The 16972-nt window shown below is 58.3% G+C and carries 16 protein-coding genes; 5 read left to right on the plus strand and 11 right to left on the minus strand.

Annotated features, from left to right (window positions below; genetic code table 11):
* Positions 1–75: 75 nt before the first annotated feature.
* The 10 genes from LKE28_09245 to LKE28_09290 all read right to left on the minus strand — a co-directional run bounded on the left by LKE28_09245 (position 76) and on the right by LKE28_09290 (position 9394).
* Entirely contained in the window at positions 76–687 is a 612-nt protein-coding gene (locus LKE28_09245; GenBank protein ID MCH3908398.1) for a hypothetical protein, read from the minus strand.
* Positions 688–742: 55 nt separating this feature from the next.
* On the minus strand, positions 743–1306 hold the full coding sequence (locus LKE28_09250) for a hypothetical protein (GenBank protein ID MCH3908399.1): 564 nt from the start codon (positions 1304–1306) through the stop codon (positions 743–745).
* Positions 1307–1320: 14 nt separating this feature from the next.
* Complete coding sequence (locus LKE28_09255) at positions 1321–1938, minus strand: hypothetical protein (GenBank protein ID MCH3908400.1); 618 nt, start codon at positions 1936–1938, stop codon at positions 1321–1323.
* Positions 1939–1985: 47 nt separating this feature from the next.
* Positions 1986–3899: an NAD(+) synthase gene (locus LKE28_09260; protein ID MCH3908401.1), complete on the minus strand. Its 1914-nt coding sequence runs from the start codon at positions 3897–3899 to the stop codon at positions 1986–1988.
* Complete coding sequence (locus LKE28_09265; protein ID MCH3908402.1) at positions 3896–4879, minus strand: class I SAM-dependent RNA methyltransferase; 984 nt, start codon at positions 4877–4879, stop codon at positions 3896–3898. Before LKE28_09265 ends, LKE28_09260 begins: the two co-directional genes overlap by 4 nt.
* On the minus strand, positions 4782–5027 hold the full coding sequence (locus tag LKE28_09270) for a TRAM domain-containing protein (protein ID MCH3908403.1): 246 nt from the start codon (positions 5025–5027) through the stop codon (positions 4782–4784). Before LKE28_09270 ends, LKE28_09265 begins: the two co-directional genes overlap by 98 nt.
* Entirely contained in the window at positions 5011–6453 is a 1443-nt protein-coding gene (locus LKE28_09275; protein MCH3908404.1) for a M3 family oligoendopeptidase, read from the minus strand. Before LKE28_09275 ends, LKE28_09270 begins: the two co-directional genes overlap by 17 nt.
* Positions 6408–6746, minus strand: a complete 339-nt coding sequence (locus tag LKE28_09280) for a hypothetical protein (protein ID MCH3908405.1) — start codon at positions 6744–6746, stop codon at positions 6408–6410. The genes LKE28_09275 and LKE28_09280 overlap by 46 nt, the downstream gene beginning before the upstream one ends.
* Entirely contained in the window at positions 6743–8098 is a 1356-nt protein-coding gene (locus tag LKE28_09285; protein MCH3908406.1) for a sigma-54 dependent transcriptional regulator, read from the minus strand. The genes LKE28_09280 and LKE28_09285 overlap by 4 nt, the downstream gene beginning before the upstream one ends.
* A 75-nt stretch (positions 8099–8173) precedes the next feature.
* Entirely contained in the window at positions 8174–9394 is a 1221-nt protein-coding gene (locus tag LKE28_09290; protein MCH3908407.1) for an ATP-binding protein, read from the minus strand.
* Between the two features lie 244 nt (positions 9395–9638).
* On the opposite strand from LKE28_09290, the gene LKE28_09295 reads away from it, so the two are divergent.
* The 4 genes from LKE28_09295 to LKE28_09310 are packed head-to-tail and all read left to right on the plus strand — an operon-like array spanning position 9639 to position 14137.
* The gene (locus LKE28_09295) at positions 9639–11114 is read left to right on the plus strand and encodes a hypothetical protein (GenBank protein ID MCH3908408.1); all 1476 of its coding nucleotides are present in this window, start codon (positions 9639–9641) and stop codon (positions 11112–11114) included.
* Positions 11115–11134: 20 nt separating this feature from the next.
* Complete coding sequence (locus tag LKE28_09300; protein ID MCH3908409.1) at positions 11135–12268, plus strand: efflux RND transporter periplasmic adaptor subunit; 1134 nt, start codon at positions 11135–11137, stop codon at positions 12266–12268.
* Positions 12265–12963: an ABC transporter ATP-binding protein gene (locus tag LKE28_09305; GenBank protein MCH3908410.1), complete on the plus strand. Its 699-nt coding sequence runs from the start codon at positions 12265–12267 to the stop codon at positions 12961–12963. Before LKE28_09300 ends, LKE28_09305 begins: the two co-directional genes overlap by 4 nt.
* Complete coding sequence (locus LKE28_09310; GenBank protein MCH3908411.1) at positions 12953–14137, plus strand: ABC transporter permease; 1185 nt, start codon at positions 12953–12955, stop codon at positions 14135–14137. The genes LKE28_09305 and LKE28_09310 overlap by 11 nt, the downstream gene beginning before the upstream one ends.
* On the opposite strand, the gene LKE28_09315 is transcribed toward LKE28_09310, so the two are convergent.
* Complete coding sequence (locus LKE28_09315) at positions 14138–14854, minus strand: SDR family oxidoreductase (GenBank protein ID MCH3908412.1); 717 nt, start codon at positions 14852–14854, stop codon at positions 14138–14140.
* Positions 14855–14938: 84 nt separating this feature from the next.
* Here LKE28_09315 and ftsH point away from each other — a divergent pair, with 84 nt between their 5' ends.
* Positions 14939–16903, plus strand: coding sequence for an ATP-dependent zinc metalloprotease FtsH (gene ftsH, locus LKE28_09320; GenBank protein MCH3908413.1), 1965 nt, complete (start codon positions 14939–14941; stop codon positions 16901–16903).
* Positions 16904–16972: the final 69 nt, after the last annotated feature.

Consider the following 16972-nt stretch of genomic DNA (forward strand, 5'->3'; position numbering starts at 1 on the left):
AAGAAATAATCCGCAAAAATCATAAAAAAAGCATGCGCCGAAGCGCATGCCCATCATAACTTTTTCCTTGTTTGCTTACTGCAGATTCAGCAACAACGAAACACCAAACTTCCCACTGTCCCAATCCACGTCAATCAGATTCTGGACATTGGTGTAATCATTGAACGTGTAGGAGGTATCCACCATGTAGCTGGCTCCTACGGAGAGCCCGCCCAGCATGAAGTCAACCATGGCGCGATAGGTCATCGGAGCGTTCATCACGACATTCTGGAACGAGGCGCCATCGACCACGGTACCATCCTGCGTCTTCACCTGCCATGTACCATCGTTGTTCTCCGCGCGGAGACGGGGTCCAAGACCGACACCGACACGGATGGTGTCCAACAGGTCCATCGCCAAGCCGGCGGTGACGATGCCGGAGATTTCCGGCATTCCGGAACCGTCGGTGGACGAGCCGCTGTACAATCCCATGGCGGTGATGTCAAGCATCAGCAGCTTCAGACGTACGTCCGCGCCAAACGTATAGTTATTAATGTCCTTGAATGCTTCCGTATCATCCGTAACACTGCCTGCGTTGACGCTGTACATGGCGATTCCTCCCAGACTCAGGCTGATGGCTTTCGCAAACAGCAGGGAGGGTATCAACAGTACGACAAGCACCAATGCAAGTATCATTCTTTTTTTCATAATGTTTCTCCTTGTTGTATCAGTCTATCGGGATTTTTCCAAATCCACAAGAAACTCACCAAAGGTATTTGATGAGAAAACCGTATCTTCCCGTGTTCCAATCCACATCCAGCAGGTCCTTCACCTCATACCAGTGTTTAAAACGAAACAACGTATCCACCTGATAGGTTACACCGAACGCCACCGGTCCGGTCTGCCATTCGGCTGATGCGCGGTACGCCACCGGGGAATAGGAAAAATATTCGATGACCTTCTCCGCCTCGGTGAGGAACCCGTCATTATCGTAGCGCCAGAAGTTGCCATCACCATCACGAACCACACGGAAACGAGGTCCCGCCTCAATACCCAGCCGCACCGGACCAAGTTTCAGGGATGGTCCCAGACTGGGGAACACGGAAAACTCAGAGACGTCGTTCTCTTCCATCCGGGCTTCCCCGGTGAGGCTGAATCCAAACCACATCACGTGGGCGTACCCACCCAGCTGGATACCCCAATCAGAAGAGGAAACAGGAAACGGTGTCGTGACGCCCGCACCAAAACCGCCACCCACATCCCCCTCCGCACACAACACACCCATCAACGACAGAGCTACGAGGACCATCCCGAACCGTTTGCCCATACCCCACCTCATGCTCAATAAATGTCCAGACTCAACGCGAAGGTCAACATCCCCTCGCTTGTCCTGAAGAAATCAGAAATGCTGGGGGACGAACGAAGCGTGGAGAGGGAAAGGTTCGTAGGACAAAGATACCCGGCATGAAACCCGAAATTCCCCACCTGCGCGGAAAGCCCGATCTTCCAATACATACGACTGTGCATCAGCAACGAACCGAACGACGTGGAAGAATCCACCACGGAACCATCGGCGAGTTCATAGCGGAAGGCGCTGTCACTTTCACTCTTGGTCGGCACAAGCATCCCCAGCGACGGGCCGAACCCAAATTCCAGATTGGACACGACGGAGAGCGGAATGGAAACACCAGGCATCATCAGGATGAGCAGTTTGCTTTCGTCATCCGAGTAAGAGAACGGCAAAAACGACGCTTCCACCGTCATCAAGGAAAAGCGAAATGCCATCCCACCGCCAATATGCCAATTGTCAAACGACTGCATTCCTGCACCATAGCCACCATCTCCGGGGTACAGATACCCGCCCACCACCTGCAACGACGCGGTGGAAAGGGATCGGGCGCCCACGGCGCCACAAAGGAGGCACAGCAGCATGATGCTGAACAATCGTTTGAGTTTCATATGCATAAACTCAAACAAGAATCATATAAGAAAGATACAAAAAACCTTTAAGAAATGATACGGTCCAACTCGGCGAGCCACAGAGTGGCGCAGGCATCACTAGGCATCCGCCAGTCCCCACGGGGAGAGAGGGTCACCGAACCCACCTTCGGGCCATCGGGCAGACAGGAACGCTTGAACTGCTGGGCGAAGAACCGCTTGCAGAACACCTTCAGCCATTTGAGAATCTCCCCATCGGCGTACGCTCCGTCAAACGCGTACCGGGCCAACCGGTAGATTTTCGCAGGAGAGAATCCCCAGCGAACCAGGTAGTACAAGAAGAAATCATGCAGTTCATACGGACCGACGATATCCTCCGTCACCTGGCTGATCGTCCCATCCCCGTTGGCGGGAAGCAACTCCGGACTGACCGGAGTTGCGATGACGTCCAGGAGGATCGCCTTGACCTGCTCCGGGGACTGCACCGCCACGTAATGCACCAGAAACCGGACCAACGTCTTCGGCACGGAGCAGTTCACCCCGTACATCGACATGTGATCCCCGTTGTACGTCGCCCATCCCAACGCCAGTTCGGACAGGTCTCCCGTTCCGATGACCAGTCCCCCCTGTTGGTTGGCGATGTCCATCAAAATCTGTGTCCGTTCACGCGCCTGGCAGTTCTCATAGGTGACGTCCCGCACCGTCTCATCCTGACCTATGTCGGAGAAATGCTGCCGCACCGCGGCGGAGATGTCCACCTCGCGGAGCGTCACCCCCAACGCCTTGGCAAGCCGCGTCGCGTTGCTTTTCGTCCGGCTGGTCGTCCCGAAACCCGGCATCGTCACGGCGATGATTCCCTTGCGTTCCAGCTTGAGATCATCAAAGGCGCCGACACAAACCATCAACGCAAGCGTGGAGTCCAGTCCCCCGGACAAGCCCACCACCACGGTTTTCCCCTGCACGTGGGCCAACCGTTTCTCCAAACCCAGCCGTTGCAGACGAAGGATCAAAGCGCACCGCTGATCCCTCGCCCCATCATCGGCGGGCACGAACGGACTCCGGTCCACGTGCCGGGTCAGGACCGCTTCCTTCACCGGCATGGCGAACTCCACCACATGGCATTCGCGATGGCTCTGGGCGAACGTCGTCACCTTCTGGCGTTCCAGCGTCAACCGGTTGACGTCGATCTCGCTCTTCAGCACCTCCCCGCTCTGGGCGAACGACTGGGCAAGCACCGTACCGTTCTCCGCGATCAGGTTATGCGAGGAAAACACCAGATCGGTGGAGGATTCCCCGAATCCGGCGTCGGCGTACACGTAGCCGGCGATCAACTTGGCGCTCTGGCTGGCGACCAGGTTTCTTCGGTACTCCGCCTTCCCCACCAGCTCATCACTGGCGCTGGGGTTGACGATCACCGTGGCGCCGCCCAAGGCAAGATCCACCGATGGGGAGGAAGGAACCCACAGATCCTCGCACACCTCCACGCCAAAGCCAAACTCCCGTTGTGATGCGCACGTGAACACCAAGGGAAAACCGAACGGAACCAGCTGGCGGCAGAGCATCACTTCCCGCACCCCATCCTCCCCCGGGGTGAACCACCGCTTTTCATAGAACTCCTGGTAGGTGGGAAGGTTCCGCTTGGGAACCACCCCAAGGATCTTGCCGTTGTACAGGACCACCGCACAGTTGTACAAGCGTCCGGAGAACGAAAGAGGACAACCGACGACCATCACCAGGTCGAATCCTCGGCTGAACATCACCAGATCGGCCAACCCTTCCAAGGCCCCCTGCTGCAATGTCTGTTGGAGAAACAAATCAGCGCAGGTGTATCCTGTCAGACAGAGCTCAGGGAAGACCAGAAGCCGAACACCGGCTTTGGAGGCCTTCTCGATCCCCTCTTTGATCCGCTCTACGTTGTACGGGCAATCCGCCACGTGCACCAACGGAGAATATGTACCGACCGAAATGAATCCATCCCTCATTCCATCCTCCCCAACACCACACACGCTTCCTGCCCAAAGGTCTGTGGATACATGTCGAACACCTTCATCTGTAGGGGATGGTACCCCGTGGAGGCGAACAACGCCAAGTCCCGCGCCAGCGTGACGCTGTTGCAGGACATGTAGATGATCCGTTGGGGCTTCCATCCCGCCACCAAGGACGGGACATTCCTGTCCAGTCCGATCCGCGGGGGATCCAACACCACGGTATCCACCCCTTCCTTGCTGACCCAATCCTTCACATCCCCGGCATAGGAACGGGCGAACGGCGCGTTCTCCTTGGCCAGGCGCAGGCAGGAACGATCCTTCTCCACCAACACGATTTGTTTGTCTTTCCCGATGAACGCGCTGAACGTCCCCACGCCTCCGTACAGGTCCATCACCCGTTCCCCGACTACGGCGTTCCGGACGAATTCCCCCATCTGGGGCAGCACGAACCGGTTTCCCTGGAAAAACACCTGACCATCCACACAGAAACGAACCCCACCGGCCTCCAGGTGCACCACGGTACGGTCCGTCGTCACTCCATCATCCCCTGCAAACGCATTGACGGCAAACACGCCGTCCTCGCCACCACCGGAGAACATCACCTGACGTGCCGCATCCCAGAGCCGATGCTTGTCCTTCAGCAGATCCCGAAGCGGGTGGACCAGAACGGGACAATCCTCCACCGGAACCAGCGTATTGCTCCGCCGTCCCAGGAACCCCACCTCTTTGGAAGTCAGGCGCACATGGAAACGAGCCCGGCACCGATAGCCCCACGCCGGTCCGCAGGCAACGCCAAGAGACGGAAGCTCAGCGATTCCGCCGATTCTCCGGAGATTTTCACGCACCAGGTCCTCTTTTGTCTGCGCCTGACGGGCGTCAGAGAGAATCTGCAGGTCGCACCCGCCACAGATTCCCGTAGTACGGACAGCGAGGCTGGACGCGATCAGGAGACGGGGCGAGCACCCCGGTGACATGGGCGACCTGGTAGTCCGGGGTGACCCGGTCCACCTGGCATTCCACCGTCTCTCCTGGCAACGCGCCCTCAATGAGAAGGATCTTTCCATCCGAGGAGCGGGAAAACCCCAGCCCTCCCTGGACGAGGCGCTCACAGACGGCAACCATCGGCGAACCTGTCCACAAACGAACCGATGACATCCATCCCCTGTTGCCAGAACGCGGGATCCCGGATATCAATGCCGACGGAAGCGGCCACATCCATGGCGCTCATCGATCCCGTCTTGGAAAGCAACGAGACATAGGTATCCTCAAAGTCCTCGGGATGCTTCTCGTAGATGGCGTACAGCCCCAGCCCGAACAGCTGGCCGAACGCGTACGGATAGTTGTAAAAGCTGAAATCACTGCTGTAGTAGTGGCTCTTCACCGCCCACATGTACGGGTGGTAGACGGATAATTCCCCGTACGTCCGCCTCTGGCAGGAGACCATCAGACGGCAGAACGCATCAGCGGTGAGCTCTTCCTTGGCCCGCTTGTGGAACACCTCCTGTTCAAACAGGAACCGGCAGAGGATGTCGACGCACACCTGGGTGGCGTCCTGCAGGAAGTGCTCGGTCAATGAAAGCCGTTCATCGAAATCCCCTTCCTTCAACGCCCCGTTCAGGGCGACGAACTCACTGAAGATCGACGCCGTCTCCGCCAATGTCATCGGGTAGGTCCGAAGCAGATGGGGAAGCGGCAACACGATGCTGTCGTGGAACGCATGGCCCAGCTCATGGGCGAAGGTGGACACCCCATTGTACGTTCCGTCGAAATTGGCCATCACACGGCTCTGTCCAAACGCCGGGAAAGCGGTATCATATGCGCCCCCCACCTTGCCCTGGTGCGGAAACGGGTCCACCCACCCCTCGTGGAACGCTTTGGTGACGAACGATCCCATCTTCGGGGAGAACGCGCCCATCTGCCGGATGACAAACTGTTGGGCTTCTTCGTAGGTGTACGTTCTTCCACCCTTGCCCACCGGGGCGAACAGATCATAGAACGCCAGCTGGTCCACCCCCAATACCTTTGCCTTTGTCTCGAGATACCTGCGGAACATCGGAAGGTTGTCCTGCAGCGTGGAAAGCAGGGCATCAAACGTCGCCTGGTCGATCCGTGACTGGGACAGGGAGCGGGCAAGCGGGCTTGCATAGCCCCGCTTCCCATCCAGCGTGATGGTTGCTCCTTTGACACCGTTCAGCGCCGCGGCAAACGCGTCCTGATGTTCCTTCCAAATGGAAATTTCTTTGGAAAACGCCAGCGCCCGGAGCGTACGGTCCGGACTGAACGCGTAGCCACGGAGTTCGGTTGCCGTCTTCTTCTCATCATCCGTCCACGCCACTGTGGCGTTGGCCGAAACAGACTCCTGCAGGCGGGAGAACGCGTCCGTGCCGCTCCGGTTCAAGTCGGAGGCAATCGCCTCCAGTTCAGGATCCATCGTATGACGCTGCTCCTCCAACAACTCCTCCAATACGTACCGGTAGGAGGCCAACGGCTGTCCGTCTTCCGTCAACCGATGGATTTCTTCCGTACGAGAAGCCAGGAAGGAAAGCATGGAGACATGGAGATGGTCCACCGCAAGGGAGGCCTTCCCCACATGGGAGACAGGCGCGGATGGCGAAAGGCATCGGTGGTGTCCACCGACCGGACGGCTGATGCGAACGCCGAAAGGCTCTCCATCACATCCAGGATCTTCTGGTACCGATCCAATGCGTCGACAAGCGAACAGGATTTCCGTCTGATATCCCGTTCCAGACGGCGGGAATCCGTCACCACCTGAGAGAGATCCCCGCGGAAACGGGGGCTGCCCACCGTCCCGTACAACGTATCCATATTCCAACCGGTCATAATTCCTCCAATCCGTACTCGGCGATCTTGTTGATCAACGTCCGGCGGGAAATGCCCAGTTCCTGGGCGGCCTTGGTCCGGTTGCCCTCCCACCGCTGGAGCGCCCGGATGATCGCCGTCTCTTCCACATCCTTCAGGCTTTTCGCCTGATCATCATCCACCGGCTGTTCGGTGCGTTTCTGTTCCTTGGTGAACACCGAGCTGTTCAGCTCCAAGTCATCCGGGGTGATCTCATCCCCGGATGAGAAGATCACGGCGCGTTCCAGAATGTTCTCCAACTCCCGGACGTTTCCATAGAACTGGTAGGAACAGAGAAGCTTCAGCGCCTCAGGGGTGAACCCTTTGACCTTATGCCCCACCTGCCGGTTCAGCCGGGCAAGAATTCCCGCCGCCAGGAGCGGGATGTCCCCGCTCCGTTCCCGCAGCGGTGGTATCTCAATGCGGACCACGTTGAGCCGGTAGAACAGATCCTCACGGAACTGCCCGTCACGGACCATCTGCTCCAGATTCTTGTTGGTCGCCGCGATGATCCGCGCGTTGATCGGCATGGCGCTCGTACCACCCAGCCGGGTGATCCTCCGCTCCTGCAGCACCCTGAGAATCTTCACCTGCAACGACAACGGCATGTCCCCGATCTCATCCAGGAACAGCGTGCCCCCATTGGCCAGCTCGAACATGCCGGTCTTGCGGTTCACCGCTCCGGTGAACGCTCCTTTCTCATACCCGAACAACTCACTTTCCAGCAGGTTCTCCGGCACTCCTCCGATGTTGATGGCCACGAACGGCCCCTGGGAAACCGGACTGTTGGCATGTATCTCCCGGGCCACCACTTCCTTCCCGGTGCCGCTCTCCCCGGTGATCAACACGGTGGAGGTGGTGTCCTTGATCTTGGCGATCAACGCCTTGATCTTCATGATGGCGGGGCTCTCGCCGATGAAGGCGCTTTGCGTCTTCCCGTCCTCCATGCTCTTCGCCTCCACCAAGGTCCTCAGGTTCTGCGCCTCTACGAGCTTCTTCAGCCGGATGACCAGTTCCTCAGGATCGAACGGTTTGACCACATAGTCCTGGGCCCCTTCCTTCAGCGCGGTGACGGCGTCGGTAATCTCCCCATGGGCGCTCATCATGATCACCGGCATCCGGTACCCTTCCTTGCGCAACCACTCGATCAACTGCTGCCCGTCCATGCCGGGCATCTTCAGGTCAACCAACACGGCGTCATACGGCTTCTCCCTGAGAATCCGTTGGGCGGACAACCCGTTCTCCGCCACATCCCCGTCGATCCCGTCCAGCTTCAGGTACTGCTGCAACGAATTCCTGATGTCTTCCTCGTCATCCACGATCAATACGTTCATATCGTTACTCCAAATGGAGGCTGCTTGGCATAATCACTTCCGCCACGGTTCCTCCGCCATCCCTTCCATACAGTTTCAGATCCCCGCCACGCGCCTTGACGAACTGCCTGCTGATGGCCAGCCCGATGCCACTGCCATGATCTTGGTGGTGAAGAACGGATCGAAGATCTTCTTGGCATCCTGACGGGGAATCCCATCCCCGCGGTCCATCACCAGAATGTGGATCTTGCCCCGTTTGTCATCCCGGATCTCCACCGACACCTGGGGATCACGTCCCTGGCAGCTTTCCATGGCGTTCTTCAGCAGGTTCTCAAACACCGAGCGGGCACGCCCGGGATCCATCAGAATCCGTTCGTTCCCCTTGGCGACGAACGAAACAGGACGCTCAAACGTCTGGCACAGCTCCCCGAACAGCGCGTTCAGGTCGATGACGGTGGGGTTTCCCAACGGGTTCCGCAGGAAATCGCTGACCTTGTTGGTCAGCTGGGTAAGCCGCTGCACCTCGCTCTCCATCACCTTCAGGTCTTTGTGATGGCTTGCCGGAAGCGTCTTCTTCAACAGCGCGAGCTGGATGGTGATGGCGGACAACGGGTTTTTGATCTCATGGGTCAGCGTACGCGCAGCCTGTCCCAGACTGACCAGATTCTCCTGCTTGGACAATTCACTCCGGTATTCCCGGTTCTTCAAATAAATCTGCAGGACGAGAAACAAAAGCGCCGCCAGGATGATCGACGCGGCATACCCCAGGATGCGCAGCCCCACGATCCGACGATGGTATGCCGTACCGTTGAGCACCACGTACAACACATCAGGGAAATCCAACGGTGTGGTGAGCAGTCCGCTGGAGGTCAGCGCGAGGTTTCCGGTATCCAGCAGGATGTTCAGCCGTGAGTATCTGAGGTATTCGATCAAGCCGGTCGTCGTGTTGTAGTTGATGATCCCCGTCTCGATGCTCTGCTGTCCGTTGTGCAGTGAGAAGCCGGTGATGTCCAGCACCTGGGGTACCTGGCCAAGGCTCATCACCCGCCGGCCGGTGCTGTCATAGATGCCGATGCCGGTGACCTTCTCGTCCTCCATCGTCTTCTGGGCTTTCTGGGCGTCTCCGTCCTGCAACGAGAGATAAATGGAATTGAACGAGCGTTCCGCCTCGCTCTGCATCTTCAGGTCTTCCCGTTCGATCAAGGCTTGGGAGAGGAACAACACCATGGCGATCAGAATGGCGAAGGAGATCACCAGCGAAATGATGACCAGATACAGCTCCGTCTTGTCTCCCATCAGCCAACGGGTCGGTTTCACCTCACGCCTCCCTCTTTCCATTCATAGTCCAAAGCCCATACCGGGTCAAGTTCGGAAACCGACCCATGCTTCATGATACCGAAGAGGGAGGACAAGGCAAAGACCCCGGGGATATGAGGAAGCGGTGACCTGTGTGACAATCCTGTGGAGGGAAGTGAACATGTATAGAGTTATGTGTCGATTCCGTGGCCAAAGCATACGAAGGGGAATTCCCTGACTATGATTGAAGGCAATGAGGTATCCGATGAAACGAAGCTTCCGAATTCTGCCATTGATCATGTTCTCCCTTCTGGTGTTGAGCCCTCTTTCCGCGAAGGACCTTTCTGAAATCCTCTCTTCAGCGAAAGCGAACAGTCCGACGCTGAAGCAGGCTCAGTTGACCAGGGAGAACAGCAAGCTTGCTGCCAAAGCGGATACGCTCACCGATTCCACTTCCCTCACCGTATCCTCCGGGGACGTGACCTACCAGGGAGCGAGCGTCATCAATGACAGCTCCTCCGATTGGGACAACCAGGCGTATCTGTCCGCCATCACCGCATCCCCCTCGCTTTCCCTGACCATCCCCTCAAACGCCACCGATTCCACCACGATTTCCCTCTCGATGGATGATTCCGGCGTGTATTCCCTGAACAACGGGACACAGATCGGCGTGATGAACCCATCCCTCTCCGTCGGACACACGTTCACCTTCGGCAAGACTAGCGACGAGCGAACAACGCTGCTGGCCCAGTACAACTACCTGTTGGCCGACACCACTTATGCCTCCAGCGAACAGGATTTCGAGACCAGCATCCTGTCCAATCTGGTGGAGATCCTGACGGAAGAACGGAGCATCGCAGAAACCACCCGGACCATCGAGAAAGCGCAGAAGACATTGGATGACGCGCTGACTCTGGGGACGATCACCCAGGACTCCGTCTCGGCGAAACAACAACAGCTCTCCATCTTGGCATCCCGGAACACGCTGGCATCCGCAAAGGCGAAACGATCAGCCGCCGTGGCGTTGTTCACCACCCTGACGGGATTGGAATACGACGGAGTGACGGGCATCGGGGAGCCGGACCTTTCCTTCACCGCATCCCCGGATGGCAACAGCACCGTCAAGCTGAAGCAGCAGGCGATGGCCATCGCCCAGGAGAACCTGGACATCCGCAAAGCCCAGGACACCAACACCACGCTGGATCTGTCCGGTGGCAGCGCCTGGACGGTCAGCAGTGCGACCGGCTCCACCAATACGTCGTCCTCCGGTTCCGTCTCCGTCGGTGCGACGCTGAAGCGGCAGACCTACTCCATCGGGCTGTCCACCGGCCTGAAGGGAATCACCTCCTCTTCCGGCACCACGCCGTTCGTCACCGTCAGCGGCTCGTGGAGCAACAACGCCACCAAAGAGAGTGCCCAGCTGGAAATCCTTCAGCTACAGAACAGCGTCCTGTTGGCCCAGTGGGAATACACCACGGCGTTGTCCGACTACCAGAGCAAGGCGGCAAGCCTGACCGGCGACATCACCAACTGGAACCTGGAACATCAGCGGTTGATCAGGCAACTGGACTATGAGAACCAAGCATTGGAGTACCAGCAAACCTTGTTCAAGGAAGGACTGGCCACCCAGGAAGAGATCAAAGACGCAGAACTCCAGGTCAACCTGGCAACCTACGATATTTCCATTTCATTGCTCAACGGATTGATCCTTGAGCAGTCCATCGCAACCCTCGCATCGTAACCGAGAAAGGAGCAGAACCCATGAATAATCCGATCATTTCCCCCGACGGGGACACCCAGGACCTTCTCAACCGAAGAAAAAAGGCGAAAGCCAAGGCACGGCGAAGAAAAATCATCGTCCTTGTGGTCATCCTGGCCATCGCCGCGGCGGCAGTCTTTTTCTTCCTTCGCCGGAAGGCAACCACGTCCAAAAGCGCGACGCCCCAGGCAACGGAAGCCCAGGTATACACCAGCACGTACGACGTCTCCATCGACGTGGACGGATATCTGGAGGCCAACGACACCCAATCCGTGTACGTCCGTACCGACGGGACGGTCACCGGCGTGTACGTCAAGGTGGGACAGGAAGTGAAGAAAGGGGATCTGCTGTTCTCCGTGGATGACACCAGCCAGCAGTACACCCTGGCTTCCATCCAGTCGGACATTGACGAAGCGAAACTTTCCGGCAACCAACGAAAACTCTCCCTGCTGAACCTGCAGCATGAAGCTGCGGAGAAAACGGTGGAATACACCAAGGCGTACGCCAACTTCGACGGCGTGGTGGCCAGCGTGGACATCGATACCGGCGATTGGTTCGAGGCAGGCACCTCGGTGATGACGATCATCGACCGGAGCAAACTGAAAGCCACCGTCCAGATCGATGAGATCGACATGCAGTACGTGAAGCTGGGCATGGAAGCCAAACTGACGTTTGACGCGCTTCCCGGCAAAACGATCACCGCGACGGTCAGTTACATCCCGATGGTCGGCACGTACACCGACGAGGGAATCGGCGTCAAGGACGTCGAGCTGACCATCGACAACCCTCCGGATGAACTCTCTCCGGGATATACGTTCGACGGAACGATCTCGGTGGACGGCTCCGTCCAGCTGGTCTTGATCCCCCAGGCAGCCATCTCCAGCACCCGGGGCGTGACGACGGTGCGGAAAAAGCAGAGTGACGGGACAGTCTCCACCGTGCAGGTTTCGGTGAAGTACCTGGGCGAAGGGGTCAGCCAACTGGTCAGCGGCGATCTTGCCGTCGGGGATACCGTACTGCTCACCTCCTCCACGACGGAAACAAAGACCACCACGTCGTTGATGGGCATGAGTGGTGGCGGCCCGGGTGGCGGCGGTGGCGCGCCCCCGTCCGGCGGTGGAGGGCCTGGAAGATGAACGAGCAGATCATACCCGTCGTCCGCCTGACCGATGTGCGGAAGTACTACGTCATGGGAGACTTCGTCGTCAAGGCGCTGGATGGTGTCACCCTCTCCATCCAGCAGGGGGAGTTCACCTCCATCATGGGTCCGTCCGGTTCGGGCAAATCAACGATGATGAATTTGATCGGTTGTCTGGATACGCCGACCAGCGGCACGATCGCCATCACCGGGGAACCCACCTCGGACATGGATGAAGAAGAGCTGGCAGATCTGAGGAACCGGAAGATTGGATTCGTCTTCCAGCAGTTCAACCTGTTGGGAAAGCTTTCCGCAGTGGAAAACGTCATGACGCCGCTCCTGTACCGGGGAATGCCGGTGGCCGAACGGCGGGAACGGGCGGAGGCCGCGTTGGAGCGCGTCGGGCTGAAAGAGCGGATGCTCCACAAGCCCAACGAACTGTCCGGCGGACAAAAGCAACGGGTTGCCATCGCCCGTGCGCTGGTGACCGAACCGTCTCTGCTTCTGGCCGACGAGCCAACCGGAGCGCTGGACTCCAAGACCGGACTGCAGATCATGGAGATGTTCGAAGGCCTGAACGCCGAAGGACTCACCGTCGTGCTGGTCACCCATGACCAAACCCTGGGCATGCGGTGTCCCCGGCAGATCCACATCAAGGACGGCCGCCTGGAAGGAGGATCCAATGTTGTTTGAAAACCTCAAACTTGCCTTTTCGTCCATGCTGTCCAACAAACTCAGGACGTTGCTCTCCCTTCTTGGCATGATGATCGGGGTGGCTGCCGTAGTGACCATCCTGACGCTGGGGGACAGTGCGTCGGGCAGCATCACCCAGTCCATCGCCTCCGGAGGCCTGAACACCATCACACTGTATCCTACCAGCGGGGAGGCGACCACCAAGGAGTTCACCGACACGTTCGGCGTGACCCTGCAACGGGAAGTGGCCGGTCTGGAAGCGGTGTTGCCCATCAACACGGCGTCTGCCGTAATCCGCAACGGCCATGAAAGCGGTTCGTACACCGTGATGGGAGTTCCCTCCACCTACGCGTCGCTGAACAACTACAGCGTAGGGGAAGGCGCGTTCTTCACCGATCTGGATAACATGAACCGGCAACAGGTCATCGTGCTGGGCTCCGATGTGGCGGACGACCTGTTCCCCGACGGGAACGCCATCGGAGAGACGGTGAGCATCCTGTACCAGTCCAAAACACGGAGTTACACCGTCGTCGGTGTGATGGACGCCAAGGACGCCGGTTCCACCGCATCCTACGACACCAGCGTCTTCATTCCATACAACACGTTCGTCCAACGACTGCGCAACCCCCGTGTCGTCACCCAGTATCTGATCAACGTGGCGGACGGCTACGACACCTTGGAAGTCAGTGACCAGATCACCGCGTATCTGGACAGCATCGTCGGCAGTGACGGCTATCGGCTGTTCTCCCCGGCGACGCTCGCCCAGATGTCCGAGGAGATCACCGGGACGTTCAGTTCGTTCCTGGCGGCCATCGCCGCCATCTCACTGCTCGTCGGAGGCATCGGCATCATGAACATCATGCTGGTTTCCGTGGCGGAACGGACACGGGAGATCGGCATCCGCAAGGCGCTGGGGGCATCCCCCCGGGTGATCCGCGGCCAGTTCCTCACCGAGGCGGTGGCGCTGACGCTGTTGGGCGGCCTGTTCGGCATCGTGCTGGGCACGATCCTCAGCGTGGTCATCACCCATGTCGTCGGATGGTCCCTCTCCTTCTCTCCTGCCGGCTATCTGGTGTCGCTGGGCTTTTCCATGGCCATCGGCATCTTCTTCGGCTGGTATCCGGCGATGAAGGCGGCCAAGCTCAATCCGATCGACGCGCTGAACTGGGAATGATCACAGAAGGTGCTCGCCACCGTCGACATGGATCGTCTCCCCGGTGACGTATCCGGCATCCAGCAGGTACCGTACGGCGCCCACTACGTCCCGGGGGGAGCCGGTGCGTCCCAGAGGGAGCACGGAGCGCATCTTTTCAAAGTACGCTTCATCCCCGGAAGGGAGGATGCACCCCGGCGCGACGGCGTTGACCCGAAGGTGCGGAGCAGATGCCTTGGCCAACAGCGTCGTTTCTTTGGCCAGGGACGCTTTCCCCAGCAGGTACGGCACCCTGCTGCTGTAGCCGGCATCAGCCCGGGTGTCAGTGATGTTCACCACCACACCCTCTCTTCCCTGTCCCTTCAACCAGTGAAAAAACGCCTGGGAAAGCAATACAGGACTGGAAGCATGAACATCCAGCATTCTCCGGATATCCGCTTCGGTCATTTCCCCGAAGCGACACGGACTGAACTCAGAAGCGCTGACCACAATCCCATCCAATTCCCCGAACCAGGCGACCGCCTGGGAGAACACTTCATCCATCGTCTGGGGACGGGAAAAATCTGCGTACACCATCCCAACCTGGCCAGGAAAACGGGAGGCAAGCGCCTCTGCTTCCCCTTTGTCGGTATGCCACGTCACCACGACGCGTGCCCCATCAGTGAGCAGCGATTCACTGATGGCGAGCCCAACTCGATGGGCTCCTCCAGTCACCATATAGCTCTTTTTCGCATCCATTGGTTCCACTCTATCACAGATTGGGCCAAGATTCGATTGCCGGCACCCCTGATGCGGGATATATTGAATGCATAAGGACAAGATATGGAAAACAATCAGCAAAACCTGTCTGAATTCGAAAAAGATCAGCAGCACCACAAGCAACCGAAAGAGGAGCCGGGTATCCATCTCGGTGGACCGGACCCCAACAAACGGAAGAAATTCACCTTTTCGTTCTGGTATTTCTTCATTTTCCTGATGCTGTTGTATCTGATCAACAGCATGGCTTTGCAGAATGCGTCCCGTCGCGCGATCACCAAGATTGACTACAACCAGTTCAAGTCTTTGGTGGAGAGCGGGACCATCAAGCGGGTGGAAATCACCGACGAACAGTACATCGGATACACCATCACCAAGGAACAGGCACAGACATCCCTGCAATCCAAGGATACGGAATCCATCCAGGACGCGCGCGCCTACAGCACGTACATCGTGCAAAACGACAGCGCGTTCATCCCATTGTTGGACTCCAAAGGCGTGGAATACTACGCCACGGCTCCACAGAAACCAGGAATTGTCTCCACCATCCTCTCCTATGTGCTCCCCTTCATCTTCCTGATCATCATCTGGAGGATCATCTTCTCCAAGATGGGAGGAGCGGAACAGGGAGTGCTTTCCTTCAACCAGAACAAGGCGAAGATCGTCGCCGAGGGGGATACCGGAGTACGGTTCTCCGATGTGGCCGGCGTGGATGAGAGCAAGCAGGAGCTGGAGGAAGTGGTTGACTTCCTGAAGAACCCCCAGCGGTACACCGCCATGGGGGCGAAGATACCCAAGGGCGTGTTGCTGGTCGGTCCTCCGGGAACCGGCAAGACGCTTCTTGCCAAGGCGGTAGCCGGAGAAGCCGGTGTCCCGTTCTTCAAGATGAGCGGCGCGGACTTCGTCGAGATGTTCGTCGGTGTCGGCGCGGCGCGGGTGCGGGACCTGTTCAAACAGGCCAGGGAGAACAGCCCGTGCATCATCTTCATCGATGAAATCGACGCCATCGGCAGACAGCGGAGCGCCGCGTCCATCGGTGGCAACGACGAGCGGGAACAGACGCTGAACCAGTTGCTCGTCGAAATGGACGGGTTCGATTCCCGTACCGGCGTCATCATTCTGGCCGCCACCAACCGGCCGGAGATCCTTGACCCCGCCCTGCTCAGACCGGGCCGGTTCGACCGGCAGGTGCTGGTGGACAAGCCGGATCTGGAAGGCCGTTTCCAGATCCTTCAGATCCACACCAGGGGCATGAAGCTGGGGCCGGATGTCGACCTGCACAAGATCGCCCAGGCATCCGTCGGGCTTTCCGGAGCTGACCTTGCCAACATCGCCAACGAAGCGGCTCTGATGGCCGTCCGTGAAAAGCGTGAGCAGATCGCCCAGGTGGACTTCGAGGAAGCCATTGAGAAATCGGTGGCGGGACTGGAGCGGAAGAGCCGGGTGATGAATCCCGAGGAGCGCAAACGGGTCGCCTACCACGAAACGGGGCACGCCTTGACGGCGTTCATGACCAAAGGCGCAGAACCGGTATCCAAGATCTCCATCGTTCCCCGTGGGATGGGAGCGCTGGGCTACACGCTGCAGTATCCGACGGAAGACCGGTTCCTGCTCAGCCAGAGCGAACTGTTGGGCAGCATCGATACGATGCTCGGCGGCCGTGCGGCGGAGGAAGTGACCTTCCATGAGATCTCCACCGGAGCGAGCAACGATATTTCCCGTGCTTCCGATCTTGCCCGCCGGATGATCACCGAGTTCGGCATGAGCGAGAAGTTCCGCAACATCACGCTTCCCAAGACGGACAGCGGCATCCAAGGCGTCGGCGGCAGCCGTGAGTACTCCGAGGACACGCAGAAGTACATCGACAACGAGACGGCCAGGATCATCAACGAACGGTACGCCGTGGTGAAGGACCACCTGGAAAAGAACAAGAAGGCACTGTCCGACATCGCCGAACTGCTTCTGAAGCAGGAGGTGGTGGAAGGCAACCAGTTCGAAGAAATCGCCAAGAAAGAAGTGGTATTGGCGTAACGAATGACGCCCTCCCCCGCGGAGGGCGTTCTCTTGCCAAACAGGCCTCCCTCCAACTACAGTAGGGAC

The organism is Sphaerochaeta sp., from assembly GCA_022482495.1.
GTDB lineage: Bacteria > Spirochaetota > Spirochaetia > Sphaerochaetales > Sphaerochaetaceae > RUG023.